We start from the raw sequence: 22,310 nt of genomic DNA, 5'->3' as shown, positions 1-22,310 counted from the left end.
AACATAAGACCTATATATTCGGCTACTTCTTCCGTCGTTTATAGGCATAAATATCCATGGTAGATCATGGCTTGCGGTATGATAAAATGAAACGACTATGGCAGGAGGTAGTGTTGTGTTGATTTGTCGTTGGTTTTTGTCTATTTTTGTCGTTTTGGTAATAGGAGCCACAGCCCTTTGGCTGGGCAGGGGGCTATATGCAGACGCGTTGGTTCCCCGTATTTCCTACTCTCCCGTCGAGTCTGAGGCGGTGCTAGCCAATCCTTATATGGGTTTTGTGGTAGACGCCCGCTATGACGAGGCGAAGCAGCCGTTTCGGCTTGCGCATGCCAATTTTACGTGGAGCGAGCTTGAGCCGGTAAAAGGAAAATATGCGTTCGACGAGATCGAGAGCAAATATAACTTCGCCCATTGGAAGAAGAAGGGCGTGAAGCTCGTCGTCCGGGTAATTCTTGATTATCCGAGGGAGGAATCCCATATGGATATTCCGGAATGGCTTTATTTCGAAACCGGTAAGAAGGGCGTTTGGTACGATACCGACTACGGAAAAGGGTTTAGCCCGGATTACAATCAGACGTCCTTGATCCGAAACCATGAAAGGCTCATTGCCGCGCTAGCTCAACGATATAACAACGACCCGCTTATTGCCTTTGTCCAGCTTGGAAGCTTAGGGCATTGGGGCGAGTGGCATACGCGCGACGACAAGCAAGCGCGCATCCCGTTTCCGCGGCGCGCAGTGTCGGATCAATACGCGGGGCATTACGTGAAATATTTTTCGGAAAAACCGCTGTTGATGCGCAGGCCGCATGCGATAGCGGCGAAGAACGGGCTTGGCTTGTATAACGATGCGTTCGGCAAGCGAGACGCGACGGTGGATGGTTTTTTGAGATGGTATACCAAGGGCTACACCTCTTGGCTTACGCAGGAGAAGGAGCCGGCCATGCCTAACTTCTGGACGAAGGCTCCGAGCGGAGGAGAGTTCGCGGAGGAGAAAAAGTTTTTGCGCGATTCGGCGATCGAAGAAACGCTGCGTCAAGCGAGGCTGACGCATGTCTCGTGGATGGGGCCGAATGCGCCGTCGCTCGAGAAGCCGGGTGGCGAGCTGCAGAAAAATATCGACCGGTTTCTAAAGACGATCGGCTACCGCTTCGTCATTACGAAGGAGTCCCACGAGGCTAAAGTCAAAGCGGGTGGCGTGCTGAACGTGTCAATCGATGTGAGAAACCGGGGTGTGGCGCCGTTTTATTTCAGGTGGCCGGTCGAATTGACGCTAAGCGACCAAAGCGGGCAAATCGTAGCCTTCGCCAAGCCGGATACCGATATCCGCAAATGGCTGCCGGGAGCTCATCATTTCGCGGCGAAGCTGAACGTGCCGGCTTTTTTGCCAACGGGTGAGTATGTCGTGAATGCGGCCATTATCGACCCGGAAGACGGTAATCCGGGAGTCGATTTCGCCAATGAAGGCAAGCGGGACGACGGCCGCTACGCACTCGGCACCGTTGCCGTTAACGGCACGGAAAAATAAATGCGGCCGGAGATTGAAGCGCTGATCCGCAATCGGGGGAAAATGTGCTTCTTTCCTTTTGTTCAGCGTGCGATATTTATCTACTCTTCATGCAGCCAAAGGCTGATTGTCATACTATTGTCATAGGAACCTTGGTGACGGCGGTTGTTAGGTTTGCCGAAAAAGGGCATAATGGAAGCATAGGAAATTATATAGAAATGGGGAACGGGAATGCCTTATAACGACCGTTTCATACGGGCATGCCAGAAGGAACATGTTGATCAAATACCTGTATGGTACATGCGGCAGGCAGGAAGATACGATCCTGACTATCGCAAAATAAAAGAAAAATATTCATTGCTTGAAATATGCAAACAGCCGGAGCTTGCAGCTGAAGTTACGATGATGCCGATTCGCAAGCTGGGCGTCGATGCAGCTATTCTTTATTCTGATATTATGAACCCGGTAGCTTCAATCGGAATAGACTTTGATATTGTCGCGAACATTGGACCAGTCATAGCGAATCCGATTCGCTCGGCGGCTGACATTGAGCGGCTTACACCCATTGACGTTGAAGGTGATCTCAGCCATGTTATTGAGACGATTCGGATACTTGATCGGGAGCTTGAGGTTCCTCTGATCACTTTCGCGGGTGCACCGTTTACGATTGCTAGCTATTTAATAGAAGGAAGACCTTCAAAAAACTATTTGCGCACAAAGGAAATGATGTACAGCGAGCCTAAGCTTTGGCATGAGCTGATGCGTAAGCTTGGCGATATGGTCATCACTTATTTGCGCGCGCATATTGCGGCGGGCGGTAAAGCCTTTCAGCTGTTCGACAGCTGGGTCGGCGCATTGACGCCGGCGGATTTCCGGCAATTCGTATTGCCGACGATTGAACGCATTTTTGCGGAGCTTTCGGATTTGCCGCAGCCAAAGATTTATTTTCCAGGCGTGAGCTCAGGAGAGCTGCTGCCCGAATTGCACCAAGTAAAGGCTGATGTGATCGGTCTTGATTGGCGCGTATCGATTGCGGAAGGAAGAAGAAGATTGGATAACGGATTCGCCGTGCAGGGCAATTTGGATCCTACGATTCTGACAGCGCCGATAAGTGTCATTGAATCGTATGCGAAAGAAATCATAGACAGCGGAATCGAAGAGCCTGGTTTTATTTTCAATCTGGGCCATGGCCTATTCCCTGAAGCATCGCTTGAGAAGCTTGCTGAACTGACTGCATTTGTACATTCGTATTCGAAGAAAGCCATTGCAGCGCGCATCCAGAAGGAGGCAAGTCATGTCTGAACATAAAGCGAAGCAGATCGGTGTGCTTGTTATGTCCTATGGCACGCCGGAATCTATGGATGACGTAGAAACCTATTACACGCATATCAGACGCGGGAATGCGCCAACGCCTGAACTGCTCGCCGAGCTGAAGGGCCGTTACGAAGCCATTGTGGGCGGCGTGTTTCCGCTTCGGGAAAATACAAACGGACAGGTGGCCGGATTGCAGGATAAGCTGGAGCAGTTGGCACCCGGAAAGTTCAACTGCTATCAGGGCTTGAAGCATGCAAAGCCGTATATCGAAGACGGTGTTGAGCAGATGGCAAAGGACGGCATTACGGAAGCGGTTGGAATTGTGCTGGCGCCGCATTATTCAACTATGAGCGTCGGCAGTTACATTAAGCGCGCGGAAGAAAAGGCGAATGAGCTTGGCATAGAGATGACTTTCGTGAAGCAGTATCATATGCATCCTAAGCTGCTTCAGGCCCTAACAGACCGCGTGGTAGACGGTCTAGCCCGGTTAGCTGCCGCTTCGAACGATGAGGAAAATGTGAAGGTGTTATTTAGCGCGCATAGCCTGCCCCTTAAAATTCGGGAAATGGGTGATCCGTACGAGCAGCAGCTTCTTGAAACCTCAGCTGCGGTTGCTAAAGCGGCGAATGTGAAGGATTGGAAATTTACATGGCAAAGCGCGGGCCGAACAAGGGAGCCTTGGCTCGGTCCGGATATTTTGGAAACCTTGCCCGTGCTTGCAGAAGATGGCGTTAAAGCTGTGCTCGTTGCGCCGGTTGGCTTTGTGTCGGATCATTTGGAAGTTTTGTATGACCTTGATATCGAGGCGCAGGCTGCGGCAAAACAGCTGGATATGACTTTGGATCGTATCGCGATGCTGAATCGCGATCCACTATATATGGAGACGTTGGCAGAATCGGTCATTGAGGCCTTGGACGGCCAAGGGAAGGAATGAATGAGATGCGGAGAATCGGAAACCCTGATCGAATTGTCATTATTGGCGGAGGGATCAGCGGACTGAGCTCCGCTTTTTATTTGCAGCGGGAAGCGGAGCGTCGGGGCAGGGAGCTTGAAATTACAATCGTAGACAGCGCTCCTGTCTTTGGCGGAAAAATAAATACGCTGCAGCGTGACGGCTTCGTCATCGAGAAAGGGCCGGATTCTTTTTTGGCGCGCAAGCTGGCCATCATTGATTTGGCAACGGAGCTTGGTCTGGAAGACGAGCTGACGACAACGAATCCGGGAGCGAAAAAAACTTATATATTGCATCAACGCAAGCTGTTTCCGATGCCGGCGGGACTTGTTCTGGGCATACCGACAGAGATTGCGCCATTCGTGAAAACCGGTTTATTGTCTTGGGGCGGGAAGCTGCGCGCATTAATGGATTTAGTGCTGCCGGTACGCAAGGAGCAAACGGATGAATCGCTTGGCGGTTTTCTAGAGCGGCGCGTGGGCAATCAAGTAATGCGCCGCATCGCTGAACCGCTGCTGGCCGGCATATATGCCGGCGATTTAAAGAAGCTTAGCCTGCAGGCAACCTTTCCGCAGTTCGCAGCATCGGAGCGCAAGCATGGAAGCCTGATTCGAGGCATGCAGCATAACCGCAAGGCGGTCGCAGCAGCAGGCGCTTTGCCAGTCGTTGCTAAGGGAGGCACCTTTTTAACGTTTAAGGGCGGCTTGTCTACGCTTGTAAATGCGCTTGATCGTGCACTGAGCAAGACAGAGAGACGCCTTGGGACGAAGGTCGTCGAGATTAAACGCAATACGGATCGCTCCCCTCGTGAAAATAGCGATGATTTATCAGCAGAAGCTCAAGCAAGGTACGAAATCATGCTTGACAGCGGAGAGATACTGCATGCTGACCGGATCGTGATGACCGCCCCAGCTTATAATGCGGCAGAACTGCTGGAGCCCTTAACGGATTGCAGTGAGCTGCGCGCAATCAATTATGTATCGGTAGCGAATGTCGTGTTGGCGTTTGATAAAGCGACATTCGGGATTGATTTTGACGGGTCGGGATTCGTTGTGCCCCGCTCAGAAGGGCTGCATATTACGGCCTGCACATGGACATCGAATAAATGGCTGCATACGAGTCCGAGCGATAAGGTGCTGCTGCGCTGCTATGTCGGCCGCTCAGGCGATGAGGAAAGCGTGAAGCTGCCTGATGCCGAGCTGATCAAAGCTGTACGGCGCGATATCGAGGAAACCATGGGGATTAAAGCGGAACCGGCGTTCGTTGAAATAACGAGATTGCCTCGCTCGATGCCGCAATATCCCGTGGGGCATGTTACGAATATGAAGCAGCTGAGGGATCGTTTTGAACAGGAGCTGCCGGGCGTCTGGATAACGGGCGCGGCTTTCGACGGTGTCGGTCTGCCGGATTGCATAAGACAGGGCAAGGAAGCGGCGCAGGCTATTTTCAAAGACTAAATGCAATATTTGTTTTCCTCTTGACTGCGGTTCATTGCTATAATGGAAGAGTCTAACTATAGAAGACTTTTAAATCGATTATAGAGGAGCCAACTTTCATGCAAATTTCTCGTTCCGAATCGCATCAGCAGGACAAGCTGAAGCGTCAAAAGCGGCTTCGCAAGCTTATTATCATTAATTTTACGCTGCTAGGCGTCATTATTGTTGTGCTTGGCGCATGGCTTGCTGCAGCGAATTCAGATAAATTGAAAGATGTGTTAAGCTTCTCAAAAGGCGATAATAATAATCAAGAACAAGCGATAAAGCCTAATGCTTCAGGTGAAACAGGTGAGAGAGATGAGACTGGTGAGACTGGAAATCTCTCCGAGACTGAGGAGGATTTGAATTCGCCCGGTGACGCATCAGGTAACAGCAACGGCAATGAATCCACGCTTCCTGCATCAGAAGAAGACGGCATGGTAACTGAGCCTGGCGAGGTGATCGGCAATGGGGACAAAATAAGCCTGTCCTTCGTCGGCGATTTGCTGGTCGCTGATTATGTGAGCGCGATAACGGATCAGGAAGGTTATCCGTTTCTGTACCAGCCCTCGATGCTCTATTTAAGCGAGCCGGATCTTACCGCGGGAAATTTGGAATTTCCGGTTACGACCAGGGGAGTTCCGGTAGAAGGAACGCCTTATGTGTTCAAAGGCTCGCCGGAAGTTTTGCCCGCAATGCGTGATGCCGGTTTTGATATCATGAGCCTGGCTAATAACCATGCACTCGATCAAGGTGTTGAAGGCATGCTCGACACGATGAAATATTTGGATGAAGCAGGCATAGCGCATATGGGTGCGGGCAATAACGATACGGAGGCTTTTGCGCCAGTGATCAAAGAGGTTCGCGGCATAAAGGTCGCTTACGTCGGACTAAGCCGAGTCGTTCCATTCTCCTCGTGGAAGGCGGACAAGAACGTTGCAGGCGTAGCTGAAAGCTACGATACGCGCCGCGCGCTGGAAGCTATTGCAAAAGCGAAGAAAGAAGCGGATATCGTCGTTGTTATGGTGCACTGGGGCAAGGAAAGGGTAGATCAGCCCGAGCCGTATCAGAAGGATTTTGGCAAACAATATATTGATGCAGGCGCGGATCTCGTCATCGGGAGCCATCCGCATGTGCTGCAAGGCTTCGAAATGTATAAAGGCAAATGGATCGCATACAGTTTAGGAAACTTTATTTTTAGCTCGTACCCGAAGGAAACGGCAGGCGAGACAGGCGTTCTGGATGCCGTTTGCACAAAAAGCGGCGATTGTGAGATGACATTTCATCCGATGTTTACCGTCAACGCGCAGCCTACTCCCTTAGAGGGGGAAAAGGCAAAAGCGGTTCTTGACCGCCTAAGCTCGATTTCTTTCGGTGTACAGCTGGGTGAAGACGGCGCTCTCATGCCTGAATAATGAACCTGCTGAAAGGATGATCGCTTCATGAATAATCCGTGCGTAGCGCACCGAGGCTGGTCCAGCCGCGCGCCGGAAAATACGATGGCAGCAATACGGCTAGCTCTTGATGATCCTAACGTGGAATGGATCGAAATTGACGTTCATCTATCGAAAGACCATGTGCCGGTTGTCATCCATGATTATACGCTGCGCAGAACTACAAATGGGAAAGGCGATGTGAAAAGCTTGTCTGCTGCCCAGATCACGGCTCTGGATGCGGGCAATTGGTTTTCGCAAAAGTATCAGGGCGAACCTGTTCCAACGCTAGCGCACGTGCTTAAAGAGGCGGTTGGCCGCTGCAAGCTCAATATTGAGCTGAAAACGGACGGAATCCGTTATCCGATGATCGAGCAGAAGGTACTGGAATGCATAGAAGCTTACGATGCGGTGAAGGAAGTCGTGATCACCTCCTTTCATGAGGGCACGCTGTACCGGATGAAACGTATCTGCGGCGAAATACGCACCGGCCTTATTATCGACGGCTGGAGGAATACTCTGCCGAAGGAGCTCAAAGAGCTTGGCGCAGATTTTCTGTCCATCAGCTACACGAAGCTGAACAAGGATCGAGTCGAGCTGATGAAGCAAGCCGGCATACAAGTCATGGCTTGGACGATTAACGAGAAGCGTGCCATGCGGAAAATTGCCGCGCTCGATCCGGAGCTAATGATCTGCACGAATTATCCGGAACGATGGCATGAGGTGCGCGTTTAGCAGGATGACGGGTAGAGAAGCTTTGCAATTCGGTTACGCACAAGCAGGAGGTCGCTCGTTGCATGGTGGGATGGATAGATGATTGGTGGCTCCGGCTGCTTGCCGGATTACTTGGCAGCGGGCTGATAGCTGCCGCCGCTTACAGCGTACGCTCGTTGTCTGCATCAGGCGCGTGGTCGGCGGTCGTGATGGGAACAGGCTTCGTTACGCTGGGGGAACCGGTATGGTTCGGATTATTGATCGCTTTTTTTGTTTCATCGAGTCTTTTGTCTAAATGGAAGCGGAAGCATCACGCCAAAGAAACGGCTGAAGCAAAATATGAGAAGACCGGCAGGCGCGATGCCGGCCAAGTATGGGCAAACGGAGGCGCAGGGCTGATGCTTTGCGCCGCGAATGCGCTGTGGCCGGATCAAGGGTGGCTGTTCGCGTATATCGGCGTCATGGCAGCCGTTAACGCGGATACATGGGCCACCGAGATCGGTGCCCTTAGCAGGACGGCGCCGCGATCGGTAACGAGCGGCAAGCCGGTAACGGCAGGCACGAGCGGCGGAGTCACGCCGCTCGGCAGCGCAGCAGCGCTCGCAGGCGCCGTGTTCATCGGCGCCGTTGCCGCGCTGCTGCTGGCGGCCCCGCAGCCGGCAGAGGCTGCTGCGGGTACGCCAGGCGGCGGAGCCGCAGCGGCGGCATACATCGCCGCAGCGGCCGCCGCCGGCCTGGCCGGTGCCTTCGCCGACTCGCTGCTCGGCGCAACCGGCCAGGCCATGTTTCGCTGCCAGGTATGCGGCAGCGAAACCGAACGCGCCGCGCATTGCGGCATCGCGGCGGTGAAAGTGCGCGGCTTCGCCTGGCTGAACAACGACAGGGTGAATCTCCTGTCGTCGTTGTTCGCAGGCGTGCTGGCGTGGGCCATCGGTCAGTGGATGCTATGACCAGCAATAAAGACGGCTCAGAGGAGATCAATTACCCTGAGCCGTCTTTTTGTTATGATAAAAACCTTTTATTTTTAAAACCCGCTGCGAACGGATTCTTGGATCCTGATGTCTATTGAATAACCTTCGAGCATTTTTTTCTGTTCCGGATTCATGCGGTTCGGGTGAGGCAGATTGATTTTAGGAGCGTAAGTACGCATGTTTTTTATATGTAGTATCATTTTTTTATACTTAAAGGATCAAAAAAAAGCGGGACGAAACTATGAATGGAATGAGATAACGATCATTAATGATTGATAACAGGGGAGAGTCCAATGATATTAACATGCGAGTCAATAAGATTAGAAGATTATTTACTAGAGACAACTGAAGTGGATTTTAATCACCCTTCTATTATTGAAAAAGCAAACGAGTTGTATACGAAAGCCTCCAATGAGGATGAATATGTCAGAGTGGCTTTTGAATTTGTACGGGATGAAATTGCCCATTCTTGGGATATTCAAAGCACGCGAGTTTCGCGTATAGCTTCGGAGGTGTTATTTTTCGAAGAAGGCATCTGCTACGCGAAGTCAAATTTGTTATGCGCTTTATTGAGGGCGAAAGGGATTCCAGCCGGATTCTGCTACCAGCGGCTTACACTTGGCAATACTCCGGATACGGGATACTGCATCCATGCATTAAATGCGGTATTTCTGCAGTCCGTAGGGAAATGGATCCGGCTTGATGCGCGTGGAAATAAGCCAGGTGTGGATGCACAATTTTCCATTGATGATGAAATCTTGGTGTTTAATGTGCGAGAGGGCTATGGCGAGTATGAGTACCCGATTATTTATCGCGAGCCTCATGCGAAAACAATGGATGCTTTAAAACGAAATACGAATTGTTCGTATATGTGTCATCATGATTTGCCGACAAGCTTAGAGTAATGTCACTCAGGCTCTGGGGATCATGCTGGATAACGCCGGATGATGTTACATAAGGGGGCGGTTCATTTTGCATCAGTAGGCGAGCAAGCAGGAGCGCTTATTTGCAATAGGGGAAGCGTCTGTTTTAAGCGTAACGGAATTGAAACATAATGAGGAGGGAAAGCGTTGGAGCTAGTAGGCCATTGCCGAAAATGCGGCATAGAAATTTTTTGTAAGGATGGTTTTCTTGATGGCGTCATTTCAGCAGAAAATGAGCTTTTTTGTTTCAAATGCGCAGAGGATCGACTCACGATTACTTGCGAAGATGTCATTTTGCGTGAATATCGCTTAGAAGATTTAGATGCGCTTCAGGAGCTGACATGGCAGCCAGAAATATACGAGTTTTTACCGGGATGGAACGTGCCAAAGGAGCAGCGCTTAGACTGGCTAGCCCATTATGAAATAAACGAAAACAAGCAGTTTCTAAGTGCCGTTGCAGCTGGAGGCCGCATTGGCGAGCTCCGTTTACGGCTGGGCATTATTTTAAAAGAGACGGGCGAGCTCATCGGATGGTGCTGCACGGGGATCAAGGAGGAGCTGCCGTCGCCGGGCCGGGAAATCATGTTTGCTATCTCTAAGCATCATCGCGGGAAGGGCTATACGACGCAAGCTGCAAAAGGCATGATCAACTATTTGTTTGAAAATACCGATGTAAACGAGCTGCATGCGATAGCCCTGCTAACTAATCAGCCGTCAAATAGAGTCATTCAAAAATGCGGATTCGTTTTTTCAAGCATTATTGAGATTGATGGCGATGCGTACAATCGTTATCTTTATAGCCAATCGAAATGGCTGGACTGAAAATGAAAAGGAGCATAATTAAGCAGCTCCCTCCCGATAACGTTGATACCTGAACATCGTTATGTAATGATTCCTTTACAAAATGCCCTTACCCATAAATTTAAAATCAAAGTCGGTTTGATTTCCTACAAACACATTAATATCCACATACGCATCGATTCCATCTACGCGTCCGCGGTTGCAATACTGCCATAACAACCATTTCTGTTTTCCCTTCAAGGTTGGATATTTCACAATATCACGAATCCATATGTCATAGCCCTCAAACCGGCCGGCGACATATTTGTTGTAAGTGTCATACGTGACATAGAGAATTGGTTTTTTGTTATAGGCTTCTTCAAACTTGTCGCTCATCATCATTAATTCATGCGCGATTGCTGCAGGATCATGGGTCAACGCGATTTCGATATCGATAACAGGAGGCAGGCTGGCTGCCTCTTTCGGTACTATGCTTATGAAATGCTCCGCTTGTTGCTCGCCCGTGCTCCTCGCCGAGAAAAAATGATAAGCTCCTGTTAAAAAGCCGTTTTCTTTGGCGCCTTCCCAGTTCTTATTGAAAGTATCATCCGTAAAATCATTTCCTTCTGTATCTTTCATATAGACGAATTGATATTTCTCCGTTTCAGCAACCGTCTTCCAATCCACGTCTCCTTGATAATGAGATACATCAAGACCTTTAATCTCATACTTCATGGCAAAAATACTATTGTGCCAAATGATGCCTTTGTATTCCAAGACGCAACAAATTAAGGCTAAACCGAGTAAGACCGCGATTATTCTTTTTGCTTTCATTAATCCTCCTTGAGCTTACTGCTTGAACCGTGATGCGCTGCAAATTTACAATTATGTATTCATTTACTATTTTATCTTGACGGTCTCAGGCGTTATATAGTTGCAAAAAATAAAAAGACCGTCAAGTTTCCTTGACGGTCTTCCCTGGCTATATGTTATTTCGTTAGCTGCTCCATCTGTCCGATCAGCTCTTCGAATACGCTCATGGCTTGCTCAATCGGCTCCGGAGAAGACATGTCGACTCCTGCTTTCTTCAGGATGTTAATGGAGAAGTCGCTGCCGCCGCTTTTTAAGAAGCCGAGGTAGCGCTCAACTGCGGGCTCGCCTTCCTCCAAAATTTGCTTGGAGAAGCTAGTCGCTGCAGAGAAGCCTGTCGCATATTTGTACACATAGAAGCTGTTATAGAAATGGGGAATACGTGCCCATTCCATTTCAATGTCTTTATCAACGACCATGCCGGGACCGTAATACTGGACGTTAAGATCATAATAGATCTTGTTAAGATCCTGCGGTGTCAGCGATTCGCCTTGTTCAGAACGCTCGTGGATAATTTTCTCGAATTCGGCGAACATCGTTTGACGGAATACGGTCGTACGGAATTGATCGGCGTAATAAGTCAGCAAGTACATTTTTTCCTTCGGATCCGTTGATTTTGCAAGGAGATAATCCATGAGCAGTGCCTCGTTCAAAGTGGAAGCAACCTCAGCTAGGAAAATCGTATACTGCGCATCGCGGTAATTTTGGTTCGTATCCGAATAATGGGAATGGAGCGCGTGGCCCATCTCATGGGTCAATGTGAACATGCTGTTTAAATTATCCTTATGGTTAAGAAGAACGTAAGGATGCGTTCCGAAAGCGCCCCAGCTGTACGCACCGCTGCGTTTGCCTTCGTTCTCATAAACATCGATCCAACCGTTGTCAAAGCCCTCTTGCAGCACTTTCAAATAATCTTCGCCGAGCGGCTTTAAGCTTTCGCTGACCGTTTTCTTCGCTTCCTCGTAGGTGATGTCTAGATTGAATTCATCGACAAGCGGCGCGAACAAATCGTACATGTGAAGCTCATCTAAGCCGAGCAGCTTTTTCCGAAGTTCCATGTAGCGGTGCATGAGCGGAAGATGCTTATGAATGGTATCGACTAGGTTCGTATATACTTCCTTCGGAATGTTGTCGCCATAGAGGGACATATCAAGAACGGAATCATATTTGCGAGCCTTTGCGTAGAAAATATTTTTTGTAACGTTTGAAGTTAAAGTAGTCGCGAGCGTGTTTTTCAGCTTGCCGTACGTATCGTAGACCGCTTTGAACGCTTCGCGGCGAACATCTTGATTTTTGCTTTCGAGAAATTGTATGTAGCGGCCGTGCGTCAGCTCGATCTCTTCGCCGTCTTCATTTTTTACTTTTGGAAACTTTAGATCCGCATTGTTCAGCATATTGAATACGGTGCCTGGGGCGGAGCTGATATTGCCTACTTGAGCAAGCAGCGCTTCTTCGTTCTTTGATAAAATATGAGCCTTTTGGCGGCGCATTTCCTCCAGCGTATGGCGGAATTTCGCCACAGATTCATCGGAGATGATAGCATCCAGTTTTTCATCCGAGAGACTGAGCACTTCAGGAGTTATAAAGGATAGCGCTTCGCCTGATTCAACGCTTATTTTTTTTGACTTGTCGGATAACGCTTGATAAGTCGCTTCGGCTGTATCCTCGTGATGCTTCATATTTGCATATACATAAAGCCGCTCCACATGCATGGAAAGCTCGTCTTCAAGCTCGAAGCAGGCTTTGAGCTGAGCGACGTCGGCCAGCTTGCCTTGGAATTCCGGTATTTTTTTGATTAATGCTTTCGCTTCCGCATATTCCTTATCCCATGCCGCTTGGCTCTCAAAAATATCCTCAAGCTTCCAGCGGGTCTCAGGTGCGGATTCTGATCGTTTAGGTACGTGATTCATCGAATTCCTCCTAGGTATGGTTAAGGTTGGTGAGGCATGCTCGGTTTTGGCTCCTGCCTGATTGGAAGCGGCAGCGCCCGGAACCAGGCTTAAAGCAAGCAGAAGAGGCAGCCATTTCATCCATTTATCACCTCGGGACACAGTTTGTTTCTACTATGTCCGTAGAGGATAATGAATATTCAGCACGCTGTCTGCTATGCTTTACCCATCGTAAAAAGTGCATAAACGATCATAAAAAACGCAAACGCAATAAATGCGATGGAAACGAGGGCAAGTCCCCGGCGCAGGCCAGGGGGCAAGGAATCGCGCTTCATAATCACGATCGCTCCAAGCGAGAAGGCTGCAATGATAAAAATAATTGAAGCAGTAGCATCCATATGCGATTAAATCCTCCTGATACTGAACTAGCTAAAAAAAGGCAGCGGTATAATTGTACCTATGCACGGATACGTAACGTTATGTTCGCCGCTAAGGATAATTTTTCCTGCCTTTTGATTAGAAATCCCGCTATTATACTTCCTTCAACGCGCGCATGATGGCTTCGAGCTCTTCTTCGCGGCCAACAAAGTCGGTTGCGCGGAAGCGGTTTTGTGCCCAGTGCAGCATTTCTGGCCTGCTTATGAACGTATGAGTGTCTTCGCCCCATTGATCGGAAATTTCCCGAACGATGAGCGTCTTGCCTTGTACTTCTACCGTCAGCATATTGTATTTGTCGGTTTTGTAGATTTCGTGTTTTTTGAACATGTTTTTTTTCATCCTTTTAGTAGTTAATTATGGTATTCTTATCATCATAGCCATTATGGCGGCGGTAATCAATATGGTGAAGTAAGAAGCCGGCATCGTTGGCTCGTGATTTGCTGAGATGAGACGAGAAGAGACGAGAAGAGGAGAGTGCAGGAATGAGTAAGCTGAGCTATGAGCAAATCGGTGTCGCCATGACATGCAGAAGCTTCGAGGAGTACGTTCGGATGTTTGATTTAGAGACATTGGACTTGGAGCGTGGATCGGTGCTCGATGTGGCTGCGGGAGGTTCTTCCTTTACGGCAGAAATGAATGCTAGAGGATATTCCGCCTATGCTGTTGATCCGCGTTACGATGCGGGGATTGAGAAATGGATTTCCGAAGCTGAGCAGGAAATCGAGACATCTACCCAAAAACTTGCAAAGCTGCAGGAGAGTTTCGACTGGAGTTACTATGGCTCGCTTGAGCACCATAGGGCGGGCAGGGAAGCATCGATCGAACGGTTCAAATCTGATGTTTTGGACAGCAATTATTCGAATCGATATATTGCGGGCAAGCTTCCGGAGCTCCCGTTTAAGGATAATCAATTTACGCTGATTCTTTGCAGTCATTTTATGTTTTTATATGCGAACCAATTCGGACCTGAATTTCATATAAATGCTATCCTTGATTTAATGCGGATTTGTAAGCCTGGCGGTCAAATTCGTATTTATCCTTTGATTTCTCTGGACTGGAAGCCATATTCAGGGCTTGATCAGCTGCTCGATTCGATAAGTGAAAACGGAGGCAAGGCAGAATTGTGCCCATCTAAGCTGCCATTTATTCCTGGTTCCAGTCAATTTTTGAAAATTTTACTTTAATTGCTTTTTAGAAAAGGGATCGATATAATAATTTTACTCGCCGTTCAAAACGGCGGTCATATCTAGGAGGTTGTTCAATTGAAAGGAACAGTTAAATGGTTTAATGCAGAGAAAGGCTACGGCTTTATCCAAACAGAGGGCGGAGAAGACGTATTTGTACATTTCTCGGCGATTCAAAGCGATGGTTTCAAATCTTTAGATGAAGGGCAAGCGGTCGAATTCGACATTACTGAGGGTAACCGCGGCGCTCAAGCGGCCAACGTCACTAAACTATAGGATCAATGTGCGAATAAACGATGGAAAAGGACTCCCTGGCAGCAGGGAGTCCTTTCTTAATATATAAGAATTTATATGTTTTTACATATAAATGCGCTTATATATCTCCGCGAAACGACTGCTTTTGCCACAGAGGACGGCGACAGCCGTTTACGCTTGATTTATAAGTACCGTTTGTTCCTGCTTTCATTGACCAAGACCTATCAGCGGTGATAAACTGTTGCTTGGAAACTTTGTCAGGGGAGCGAGCATAATGAAATTTAAATTGTTCAAAGACCGTAAAGGTAAGGCCGATCAGGCTAAAAATAACAAGTTCGTAAAGCTCGGACGTGAAATATACGTTCAAGCCCGCAGAGGCGGACCTAATCCGGACTCAAACTTCGGTTTGAAAACAGCGATCGCCAATGCTAGAGCAGAACAAATGCCAAATGATAATATTGAACGTGCGATAAAGAAAGCAGCAGGTGCTGGCGACGGCGTCGAATACGAGGACATTATGTATGAAGGTTATGGTCCGGGCGGAGTAGCTATCATGGTGAAATGCTTGACGGATAATCGTAACCGTACGGCAGCCGACGTTAGATCGGCGTTTAATAAACGCGGCGGGAACATGGGAGAAAGCGGCTGTGTGGGCTATATGTTCGATCACAAAGGCCTGCTTGTCGTTGATCGCGAGGCCCATGAAACCGATGAGGATTCCATGATGATGGTTGCGCTTGAAGCAGGTGCCGAGGATGTAGTCATAAATGACGACAGCTTTGAAATTTTGACGCATCCACATGAATTTGAGCAGGTCAAAAATGCGTTGGAGAAAGAAGGCTTTACCTTTGCAAATGCAGGCGTTCGGTGGCTGCCGCAAAATATGGTTAAAGTTGAAGGCGAGAACGCGGACAAGCTTCTAAAAATGATGGACGCTTTCGAAGACAACGACGATGTGCAGGATGTATATTCGAATTTTGAAATAGCGGAATAAACAGTTTGCTTAGTAATTGAAAGGGCTGCTCTGAGCGTATGTTATACGACGCTCGGAGCAGCCCTTTTGTTGATATATAAGAATTTATATGTTTTCACATATAAATGTGCTTATATATCTCCGCGAAACGACTGCTTTTGCCTCAGAGGACGGCGACAGCCGTTTACGCTTGTATTATTAATCTATTAACGTTCCGCACGACTGAAATAGTACCTTGCAAGGAAAGCAGCCGCTGCTGCAATGGCAAAGCCGGCACCCATCTTAAAAAAGACCTCGCGCCCAAAATGTTCATAAATATAGCCGCCGAACATCCCGCTGATTACGCCTGCAAGTCCGGTCCAGACCACAGCATATACAGCCTGTCCGGACGCACGGAACTCATCAGGAATAAGCCTTGAAAGATAGCGGAGCGCCGTAGAAAAATAAATGCCAAACGAAATACTGTGCATTGCTTGCGTTGCGATCACCCAGCGAGGGTCTTGAATATCGCTGAGAAGCCACAGTCTAACCGCATACATGATGGATGCAATCATCAGTAAAGGCAGCTCCTTGAATTTATGACCGTATTTGCCGAGCAGGAACAAAATCGGAATTTCGCTTAAAGCGGACACGAGCCACGCAAGCCCAACAAGAGAATCACTTGCGCCCATGTGCCGCATGGTGACCGCAAGAAAGCCTTCATACATTCGGTGCGGGATGGAAATAGTTAGGATAATTAAAAAAAACAGGAGCACGTCGCGTTGACGTAAAAGCTTAAAAAAGCCGGAAAAGTCAATTTTTCGTGCGCTTCCCTGATAATCTCTAATCCGAGTCGTTAATATAAGCGTAATTGCTATTGTACAAAGCGCTAGCGGTAAGGTCCATTTGGAGCCGATTTCTTTTAATATAAGTCCAAAGGTGTATGCTGTTACAGCAAAACCAAGCGAGCCGAAAATCCGGATAAGCGCATAGGGGGTTCCCGTATATTGACTTGATAATAGCAGCAGGCTGTCACTTAATGGGTTAATAGGCGTCTGAAAAAAATAAAAGCCCATCATAACGAGGCAGACAAGCGCAAAATTTTCAATGGGAAACAGCAGCGATATCATCACGAGCTGTCCGAATAACAATAGCATAAGCAGTTTTTTAATCGTTCTGTATTTATCGCTGGCGAGACCGAGGAGGATGTTGGCGAATATCGATATAAAGGGTCCGGTCGAATAAATGATGCCGATTTGCTGCTCGGAAAAACCTCTGTCGAGAAAGTACAGCGGAATAAAGGAAACGACCATCGCAGCTGTCGAGTAAGCGGAGAAACTGTAAATACGAAGCGACAGCGTTTCCTTGCGGGCCGTTGAAGAGCGCTCTGCTCTAGCTGTTTCGGGTGTATCCATCTTTGAAAGCTCACTCCATCTCTGTCCTAAACAATATGGTTTTTAGTATAGCATGGATTAGTTATCGTACCAATGAGATTTGAAGCTGGATTATTATGTGCTGAGATGATACATTTAGAGGTGGAGGTTCACAATGAGTGCTTTTCGTTTTGATTGGAATGAACGGCTTCGGATCCGTATTCCTGTGCTGGAAATGGAATGGGAGCAGTATGCAGCGAATGTGCAGCTTGCAATCGTCGAGCAATGGGAAATCATACGCGGTACGATACCTGATCGCGTAATGGAATTTGAACAGCTCATCAATAAAAAGCAGGCGGAGCTGTTTGAAGAGGAGTGCTTTGAGCAATCCTGTATACTAAACTATGAAATTGCCGATTATGCAAGTAGGATTAACGATCTTCACATCTGGTATCGCATCGATCAGCAATTGGAATCGCGCCGGCATTCATGAACATGATCTGGAGAAGAGGTGCATCGTGAGATTGACGACTTTATCTGGCAATCGGGTGCCCCAGAACCCATTTAAGCTCATGCATCGCGTTTATAAGTATGTGTTACCGGAAGTAGAGAAAGAGCTGATGAAGCTTCGGCTTTTCGCGCAGCGGATACCTGACCAGGAGCTGCGGACTCAGGCGCTCAGCAGCATGGACAGCAAGAAATTCCATTGCCAAGGCGGCGGTGTTTACGCGGCAGCAAACCTAGAGCGCAGACATGTGCTCATCCCATTGATTGTCGCTTTGCAGACGATTAGCGACTACTTGGACAATTTATGCGACCGGAGCACTTCGCTGGACCCCGATGATTTTCGATTATTGCATCAATCCATGCTAGATGCCGTTAATCCCGAAGCACAGCTTCAGGATTATTATGCTTTACGCAGCGAGAAGGAAGATGGCGGTTATTTGCATCATCTCGTACGGGTTTGCCAATCTCAAATCGCAAAACTTCCTTCTTATGGAAGCGTACAGCAGCAAGTGACTGAACTGGTATCCTTATATGGGGATTTGCAAGTGTACAAGCATATTCGCAAGGATTTGCGCGAAGAGCATTTACTTGCATGGTGGGCACGGCATCGCGGAGATTATCCGAATTTGCAGTGGAATGAATTTGCAGCGGCAGCAGGCTCGACGCTGGGCATTTTTATGCTGTTTCTAGCCGCGACTGAGGAACGGTTATCTAAAGAGGATGCGGCGGCTATCCGGAATATTTATTTTCCGCATGTCTGCGGTCTTCATATTTTACTTGATTATTTAATTGACCAGGAAGAAGACCAGGCAGGCGGAGACCTGAATTTTTGCAATTACTATGATAATGAAGGTCTGCTTGTTGAGCGCCTCGGCACTATAGTGAACCGAGCGCGTGAGGACGTGAAGCAGCTTCCTGCATCCCGTTTTCATCGTTTGATTATTGAAGGGCTCTTAGCCTTATATTTGTCAGACCCGAAGGTTCGCCACCAGGCGGATGTTAGAGATGTGTCGAGGAGACTAATGAAGAACAGTCCGTTAACTCGAATGTTTTTCCTTATAAACAGCATCTGGATTCGGAAACAACAGGCTTAACTATAAATAAACAATGTGGAGGAATGAACCATGTCTGCAGTCAAATCAATCGCAGTACTGACAAGCGGAGGAGATTCGCAAGGAATGAACGCAGCCGTTCGTGCTGTGGTAAGAAGCGCTTTATTTCATGGATTAGATGTATACGGTGTTCAACGCGGTTATCAAGGGCTTATTAATGATGACCTTAGACAAATGGACCTGCGGAGCGTCGGCGATATCATTCAACGCGGAGGCACGATTTTGCAAACCGCAAGATGCAAGGAGTTTATGACGGCAGAAGGCCAGCAGCGAGGTGCGGAAGTTCTTCGTTCAAGAGGTATTGACGGCTTGGTCGTTATAGGCGGAGACGGCTCCTATCAAGGCGCTAATAAGCTGAGCAAATTGGGTATAAAAACAATGGGGCTTCCAGGAACAATCGATAACGATATTCCGTTTACCGATATTACCATTGGTTTCGATACGGCGGTAAGCATCGTAGTCGATGCGATTAACAAGATTCGCGATACGATGTCATCGCATGAACGCTCGTCAATCGTCGAGGTAATGGGCCGCCACTGCGGCGATATTGCTCTCCACGCGGGACTTGCGAGCGGCGCGGAAACGATTCTCGTACCCGAGGTCCCTTTTGAATTGACAGAGGTGGCAGAGCGTATGAAAAATAACTTTGCCAAAGGCAAGCGTCATAGTATTATTGTCGTGGCAGAAGGCGCGGGCAAAGGCGAGGAAGTCGCGCAGCAAATCACAGCTAACAGCGGCATTGAGCCTCGTGTTACTGTACTTGGTCACATTCAGCGCGGCGGTACGCCAACCGCAATTGATCGTATTTTGGCCAGCCGTCTCGGTGATTTTGCTGTTCGACAGCTAATGGCCGGCGATTCAGGCAAGTCTTGCGGCGTTATTCGCGGAGAACTTGTAACGACTGATATCGATAAGGTAGTAAATTCGAAGAAGCCTTTTGATATGGGCATGTACGAGCTGGCTCTTCGTCTGTCTCAATAAATTATCGCCGCTCAAATAAAAAGTCCACCTCGCATTCACAGCGCAGGTGGACTTTTTTTAATATTCAATTCGATTTACTTGTAGACAACGTTAGGTGAATACTTATTCCCTGCATTCCAGAGAAGGTACTCATTAATGCCGGTATCCTGCAGCGCTTTAATTTGAGCTTCGACCTCGACTTTGCCGTATTTCATGTAATGGCCGCTGCCTAGCCAGCTTGCCGTGAAGTCCTGTATCCAAGGCCTTATGATCGGCTTTAATTCTTTGGTTGGATCCAGTTTTTTGTGGGTGTCTAGCATTGCCCCTTTAATGGTTTCATACGGACTGCGGTCGGGATCTTTCTGCTTGAACCAACCCGTACTATAGTGGCTAGGATAAACCATAGGTGAGATAACATGCACGTCATTCGATATTTTCACAAAATCCTGACCAATTCCTTCGGCTGCCGGCACGGATGCCGCATAGCCGAAAATATCGACCGATATTCTGACGCCAAGCGGCTCTAGCTGCTCTCGCGCGTATTTAACAAAGCCAGCCACCGCATCGACGCGGCTTAATTCTGATTTGTTAAAGGTGAGCGAGGCGGCTTTGTTTTCGAAGCCCTCCGGGAAACGAACATAGTCAAACTGAATCTCTTTGAAGCCAAGCTTTGCTGCTTCCTTCGCAACGGCGATGTTATAATCCCAGACTTCCTTGCGATAAGGATTGACGAAGCTTTCGCCGCGTGAATTTTTCCAAATCGTGCCGTCCTGATGGAGGAAGGAGAGCTGGGGCTGCTTACGGGCTAATACGGTATCCTTGAACACGACAATTCTTGCGATTGGATAAATGTTATGTTTCTTTAACGTGAGCATAAGTCCATTAATATCACGGATGTATTTCTTGGATGCGCCAACCTCTTGCAGCTCGGGTGTGGGCGTTGGATATGTAATATACCCGTTATCGTCTTTAATATCGATGACCATGCTGTTCAGCTCGGTATCATCCAACAGTTTCAACAACGTTTCCATACGGGCGCCGCCAGCACTATGCGCTGTAACATAAATTCCTTTTATCGGCGGAGTTTCGGGCTGAGGATCTTTTTTTAAGGTTGCAGCTTCTGTGGTGCCTGGAATTTTTTCTCCATTTGCGGATGAATCCGGTTGTATGATCGTTTGGCCAGCTGCGGAATTAAAGTAGGCAATTGCAAGCTGCTTTGCTGCGGCATTATGCTCTCCGCTTCCAGTGAGCAAGCTGTACAGCAGCAGCAATGAAGAAATGATGATGTCCATTTTGCTCTCTCCCCGTTAGCTATTCTGATCAAATTATAAAGCAGACAGTAGGGCTGGGTCATTAACTTTTTTGAATCCATACGAAAGTATATGTCGTTTATTTGCATATAAGCTTCGTTTTCTTTAGTTAAGATGAAACAAAATACAGTGGATTTCTGTATTGAAATAAGTGGATAAACAAACAAAAAGCCAGCCGAGATTGTCTCGACTGGCGCATAAATAATCCGTGTGTCCCGCATTGTCATTGTAACAAAGCTTCTCTCTGCTGATTGCAAATACTGTGCTGCACAATTTCCATCGCGTCAGCGGGCTCCAGTAAGGAGAGACCATCACGCAGCACAATGCTGATGTCCATTTCGCGTTTCGTAAGAAAAGGACTAAGCTCTGGGGCAAGCTTCTCTACAATTTGAGACAATTTGACCGTTTCCATATCCATTGAGCATCACCCTTTCATATCTAATGGTTAGGGGAAATCATATGGCAAGAAACCTAAGTTACGGGATACAAACATTATATCAGGATCATTTTCAAAAACATAGGGATACAGTGGAAAATCCATACTTGCGTATATGATTTAGTCTTTTGGCTTAGAAAAATCGCCGATAACGCCCACTGTCTCTACAATGTTAATGAAAGCATGCGGGTCGATCGTGGTGACGGTCTTGCTTAGCTCAGCTAATTCATACTTCGTTCTGACCGTCATCAGCATATCGCGTTCGGCCGAGGAAAAGGCACCGCGGGTTTTGATGATTGTGATGCCGCGAGGATGAGTGAGCAGTTTAGCAAGCAGCTCTTCGGTCTTAGTCGTGATAATGAAGGCTGTTAATTTAATATGCCTCACATGTATGAGATCTACAACCTTGCCAGCAGAAAAAATCGACAAGAGCGAATAGAGGGCGGAATCCCAGTTTTTCGTAAAGAGTACTAATACCGCAATGACAGCACCGTTTAAGATGAAAATAATCATGCCGACAGGAAAATCGCGTTTCCGCGTCACGATAGAAGCAATAATGTCGAAACCGCCTGAAGAGCCGCCGTAGCGCATTGCAAGTCCGCTTCCGAACCCGATGATTATCCCTCCGAAAACAGCGCCAAGCACAATATCGTCGGCAATTTTTACGACCGGGATAAGCTGAAGGAATAATGTGGATGTAATAACGGTATAGACACTCCACATAATAAACCGATGTCCCACCACATACCATCCCCAGATCAGAACAGGCAAATTCAGGATGAAAAAAAGCCATCCTATGTTGCCGCCTGTGATATAACCGATCATCATGGAAATACCTGAGATGCCGCCGCTGAGCAGCTGGTGCGGAATAAGGAATAGGTTGAAGCCTATAGCGATAAGAAAGGCGCCAAGCGTCATAATCGGCACGGTAAAAAGGTAACGCAGGGAATGTGGATTC

Annotated in this window: 23 protein-coding genes; 15 read left to right on the top strand and 8 right to left on the bottom strand. The window is 48.0% G+C overall.

Annotation, left to right across the window (positions count from 1 at the left end):
* The first annotated feature begins 115 nt into the window (after nucleotides 1-115).
* The 9 genes from RCO25_RS17450 (at nucleotide 116) to RCO25_RS17410 (ending at nucleotide 10,108) form a co-directional block, all read left to right on the top strand.
* Nucleotides 116-1,525 carry a DUF4832 domain-containing protein gene (locus RCO25_RS17450; RefSeq protein ID WP_308997420.1) on the top strand — a complete coding sequence of 470 codons (1,410 nt, stop codon included), beginning with the start codon at nucleotides 116-118 and terminating at the stop codon, nucleotides 1,523-1,525.
* 210 nt (nucleotides 1,526-1,735) lie between these two features.
* Complete coding sequence (hemE, locus tag RCO25_RS17445; protein ID WP_308997419.1) at nucleotides 1,736-2,806, top strand: uroporphyrinogen decarboxylase; 1,071 nt, start codon at nucleotides 1,736-1,738, stop codon at nucleotides 2,804-2,806.
* A complete protein-coding gene (gene hemH / locus RCO25_RS17440) occupies nucleotides 2,799-3,752 on the top strand; it encodes a ferrochelatase (RefSeq protein ID WP_308997418.1) in 954 nt (317 codons plus the stop codon). Before hemE ends, hemH begins: the two co-directional genes overlap by 8 nt.
* A 5-nt stretch (nucleotides 3,753-3,757) precedes the next feature.
* Nucleotides 3,758-5,227, top strand: coding sequence for a protoporphyrinogen oxidase (gene hemG / locus RCO25_RS17435; protein WP_308997417.1), 1,470 nt, complete (start codon nucleotides 3,758-3,760; stop codon nucleotides 5,225-5,227).
* A 98-nt stretch (nucleotides 5,228-5,325) separates the two neighbouring features.
* On the top strand, nucleotides 5,326-6,660 hold the full coding sequence (locus RCO25_RS17430; protein ID WP_308997416.1) for a CapA family protein: 1,335 nt from the start codon (nucleotides 5,326-5,328) through the stop codon (nucleotides 6,658-6,660).
* Nucleotides 6,661-6,687: 27 nt separating this feature from the next.
* Entirely contained in the window at nucleotides 6,688-7,413 is a 726-nt protein-coding gene (locus tag RCO25_RS17425; protein WP_308997415.1) for a glycerophosphodiester phosphodiesterase, read from the top strand.
* A 62-nt stretch (nucleotides 7,414-7,475) separates the two neighbouring features.
* Nucleotides 7,476-8,342 carry a DUF92 domain-containing protein gene (locus RCO25_RS17420; protein ID WP_308997414.1) on the top strand — a complete coding sequence of 289 codons (867 nt, stop codon included), beginning with the start codon at nucleotides 7,476-7,478 and terminating at the stop codon, nucleotides 8,340-8,342.
* 314 nt (nucleotides 8,343-8,656) lie between these two features.
* Nucleotides 8,657-9,268: a transglutaminase-like domain-containing protein gene (locus RCO25_RS17415; RefSeq protein WP_308997413.1), complete on the top strand. Its 612-nt coding sequence runs from the start codon at nucleotides 8,657-8,659 to the stop codon at nucleotides 9,266-9,268.
* 165 nt (nucleotides 9,269-9,433) lie between these two features.
* Nucleotides 9,434-10,108: a GNAT family N-acetyltransferase gene (locus tag RCO25_RS17410; RefSeq protein WP_308997412.1), complete on the top strand. Its 675-nt coding sequence runs from the start codon at nucleotides 9,434-9,436 to the stop codon at nucleotides 10,106-10,108.
* Nucleotides 10,109-10,183: 75 nt separating this feature from the next.
* Here RCO25_RS17410 and RCO25_RS17405 read toward each other — a convergent pair whose 3' ends face one another.
* The 4 genes from RCO25_RS17405 to RCO25_RS17390 form a co-directional block, all read right to left on the bottom strand.
* Entirely contained in the window at nucleotides 10,184-10,900 is a 717-nt protein-coding gene (locus RCO25_RS17405; protein WP_308997411.1) for a GH25 family lysozyme, read from the bottom strand.
* A gap of 155 nt (nucleotides 10,901-11,055) precedes the next feature.
* Nucleotides 11,056-12,846, bottom strand: a complete 1,791-nt coding sequence (pepF, locus tag RCO25_RS17400; protein ID WP_308997510.1) for an oligoendopeptidase F — start codon at nucleotides 12,844-12,846, stop codon at nucleotides 11,056-11,058.
* Between the two features lie 194 nt (nucleotides 12,847-13,040).
* The gene (locus RCO25_RS17395; protein ID WP_308997410.1) at nucleotides 13,041-13,223 is read right to left on the bottom strand and encodes a hypothetical protein; all 183 of its coding nucleotides are present in this window, start codon (nucleotides 13,221-13,223) and stop codon (nucleotides 13,041-13,043) included.
* Nucleotides 13,224-13,356: 133 nt separating this feature from the next.
* On the bottom strand, nucleotides 13,357-13,590 hold the full coding sequence (locus RCO25_RS17390) for a hypothetical protein (protein WP_308997409.1): 234 nt from the start codon (nucleotides 13,588-13,590) through the stop codon (nucleotides 13,357-13,359).
* Nucleotides 13,591-13,745: 155 nt separating this feature from the next.
* Between RCO25_RS17390 and RCO25_RS17385 the strand changes: the two genes are divergently transcribed.
* From RCO25_RS17385 to RCO25_RS17375, 3 genes are all read left to right on the top strand, one after another.
* Nucleotides 13,746-14,447 carry a class I SAM-dependent methyltransferase gene (locus tag RCO25_RS17385; protein WP_308997408.1) on the top strand — a complete coding sequence of 234 codons (702 nt, stop codon included), beginning with the start codon at nucleotides 13,746-13,748 and terminating at the stop codon, nucleotides 14,445-14,447.
* Between the two features lie 78 nt (nucleotides 14,448-14,525).
* Nucleotides 14,526-14,723, top strand: coding sequence for a cold shock domain-containing protein (locus tag RCO25_RS17380; protein ID WP_053376915.1), 198 nt, complete (start codon nucleotides 14,526-14,528; stop codon nucleotides 14,721-14,723).
* A 253-nt stretch (nucleotides 14,724-14,976) separates the two neighbouring features.
* Nucleotides 14,977-15,696 carry a YebC/PmpR family DNA-binding transcriptional regulator gene (locus RCO25_RS17375; protein ID WP_308997407.1) on the top strand — a complete coding sequence of 240 codons (720 nt, stop codon included), beginning with the start codon at nucleotides 14,977-14,979 and terminating at the stop codon, nucleotides 15,694-15,696.
* Nucleotides 15,697-15,881: 185 nt separating this feature from the next.
* Here RCO25_RS17375 and RCO25_RS17370 read toward each other — a convergent pair whose 3' ends face one another.
* A complete protein-coding gene (locus RCO25_RS17370; RefSeq protein ID WP_308997406.1) occupies nucleotides 15,882-17,069 on the bottom strand; it encodes an MFS transporter in 1,188 nt (395 codons plus the stop codon).
* A gap of 133 nt (nucleotides 17,070-17,202) precedes the next feature.
* Here RCO25_RS17370 and RCO25_RS17365 point away from each other — a divergent pair, with 133 nt between their 5' ends.
* The 3 genes from RCO25_RS17365 (at nucleotide 17,203) to pfkA (ending at nucleotide 19,627) form a co-directional block, all read left to right on the top strand.
* On the top strand, nucleotides 17,203-17,520 hold the full coding sequence (locus RCO25_RS17365) for a hypothetical protein (RefSeq protein WP_308997405.1): 318 nt from the start codon (nucleotides 17,203-17,205) through the stop codon (nucleotides 17,518-17,520).
* A 79-nt stretch (nucleotides 17,521-17,599) separates the two neighbouring features.
* Nucleotides 17,600-18,628 carry a tetraprenyl-beta-curcumene synthase family protein gene (locus tag RCO25_RS17360; protein WP_308997509.1) on the top strand — a complete coding sequence of 343 codons (1,029 nt, stop codon included), beginning with the start codon at nucleotides 17,600-17,602 and terminating at the stop codon, nucleotides 18,626-18,628.
* A 30-nt stretch (nucleotides 18,629-18,658) separates the two neighbouring features.
* Complete coding sequence (gene pfkA, locus RCO25_RS17355; protein WP_308997404.1) at nucleotides 18,659-19,627, top strand: 6-phosphofructokinase; 969 nt, start codon at nucleotides 18,659-18,661, stop codon at nucleotides 19,625-19,627.
* A 74-nt stretch (nucleotides 19,628-19,701) separates the two neighbouring features.
* On the opposite strand, the gene RCO25_RS17350 is transcribed toward pfkA, so the two are convergent.
* The 3 genes from RCO25_RS17350 to RCO25_RS17340 all read right to left on the bottom strand — a co-directional run bounded on the left by RCO25_RS17350 (nucleotide 19,702) and on the right by RCO25_RS17340 (nucleotide 22,270).
* Complete coding sequence (locus RCO25_RS17350; protein ID WP_308997403.1) at nucleotides 19,702-20,898, bottom strand: putative glycoside hydrolase; 1,197 nt, start codon at nucleotides 20,896-20,898, stop codon at nucleotides 19,702-19,704.
* Between the two features lie 241 nt (nucleotides 20,899-21,139).
* On the bottom strand, nucleotides 21,140-21,334 hold the full coding sequence (locus RCO25_RS17345) for a hypothetical protein (protein WP_308997402.1): 195 nt from the start codon (nucleotides 21,332-21,334) through the stop codon (nucleotides 21,140-21,142).
* Between the two features lie 138 nt (nucleotides 21,335-21,472).
* Nucleotides 21,473-22,270, bottom strand: coding sequence for a YitT family protein (locus tag RCO25_RS17340; RefSeq protein ID WP_308997508.1), 798 nt, complete (start codon nucleotides 22,268-22,270; stop codon nucleotides 21,473-21,475).
* Nucleotides 22,271-22,310 lie beyond the last annotated feature (40 nt).

Source organism: Paenibacillus sp. LHD-38, assembly GCF_031157315.1.
In the GTDB taxonomy this organism is placed as follows: domain Bacteria; phylum Bacillota; class Bacilli; order Paenibacillales; family Paenibacillaceae; genus Pristimantibacillus.
Note: the sequence above shows the minus strand (reverse complement) of the source record. Positions and strands in the feature narration are given on the sequence as shown.